1 protein-coding gene is annotated in these 1,442 nt (G+C 69.8%); it reads right to left on the bottom strand.

Annotation, left to right across the window (positions count from 1 at the left end; translation table 11 throughout):
- Positions 1 to 1,442 (bottom strand): acyltransferase domain-containing protein (locus ACFC1R_RS26175; RefSeq protein ID WP_375942569.1); only part of this gene is annotated, 1,442 nt, incomplete at both ends.

Here is a 1,442-nt window from a genome sequence, read left to right as displayed (position 1 = left end):
GGAGTCGCCGCCGAGGTCGAAGAAGTCGTCGTCGGGTGCGATGGGGCTGGTGCCGAGGGTTTCTTCGAGGAGGTTGAGGATGGTGGTCAGGGTGTCGGAGGCGTATGTGGTGTGGGTGGTGCGGACGACCTCCGGCCGGTCAGGAGCCGGGGGCTCGGGGATCGGCGGTTCGAAGGTCACCGTCTGACGGGGGCCGGCGGCCGGTGAGGCGGCGGTGGCGACGGCGATGCCGGCGGCAGTGCTCTCACGGCTGCCCGGCGCGTCGATCCAGTAGCGCTTGGTGTCGAACGCGTAGGTGGGCAGCGGCACCCTGCGCGGCTTGCGGTGTTCGTGCAGTGCGGACCAGCGGACGGGCGCGCCGTTGACCCAGAGCCGCACCAGCGCCTCCCGGATGGCCACCGCGTCGTGACGCACCGGGTTCGTCGAGGACACCAGGATCCGGTCGATCGGCTGCTCTCCCAGCACCGCCGCCGCGCCCGGAGCGATCTCCAGCAGCATGGTCTCCGGCTCGTCCCGCAGCAGACCGGTGGTGTCGGCGCCCACGTCCGTTCGGCACCGCTCCGTCCAGTACGACGCGCTCGTGGCCTGCTCGGCGGTGATCCAGTCGCCCGTCTCGCTGGACGCGAACCGGATCCGCGGGGCGTTCAGGCGCATTCTCGACAGCACGTCCGCCAGTTCCTCGTGCCTCGACTCGGCACGTAGGCAGGTGATGTGGAGGGCGTCGTCGAGGGTCCAGACGTCGGCGAGGGTGGCGGCGACGAGTTCGCCGAGGCTGTGGCCGATGAGGGCGTGGGGCTGGATGCCCCAGGCGCGCCACTGTTGGGCCATGGCGTACTGGAGGGCGAAGAGGATGGGTTGTTGGTGCTGGGTGTCGGTGAGGTGGTGGGTGGTGGTGTCGGGTGTGTGGAGGGTGGTGAGGGGGTTGTGGCCGGTGTGGTGCTGGATGGCTTGGGCGCAGGTGTCGAGGGTGGTGCGGAAGACGGGTTCGGTGTCGTAGAGGCCGCGGGCCATGTTGGGGTAGGGGTTGCCCTGGCCGGTGAGGAGGAAGGCGGTTCGCGGGTTGGGGTGGGCGTGTCCGGTGATGAGGGTGTGGGCGTGGGTGAGGTTGTGGGTGGCTTCGGTGGTGGTGCGGGCGAGGGTGGCGGCGCGGTGTGGGTGGTGGGGGCGGCCGGTTTGGAGGGTGTGGGCGATGTCGGGGAGGGGGTGGTGGGTGGTGGTGAGGTGGGTGGTGAGGCGTTGTTGTTGGGTGGTGAGGGAGGTGGGGGTGCGGGCGGAGGTGGTGAGGATGTGCCAGTCGTGGTGGGTGGGTTGGGTGTTGGGGGTGTTGGTGGTTTCGGGGGTGTTGGGGGTGTTGGTGGGTTCGGTTTCGGTGGTGGGTGGTTGTTCGATGATGACGTGGGCGTTGGTGCCGCCCATGCCGAAGGAGCTGATGCCGGCGCGTC

Source organism: Kitasatospora sp. NPDC056138 (assembly GCF_042264695.1).
Taxonomy (GTDB): domain Bacteria; phylum Actinomycetota; class Actinomycetes; order Streptomycetales; family Streptomycetaceae; genus Kitasatospora.
This window is presented reverse-complemented; position numbering and strand designations above follow the sequence as displayed.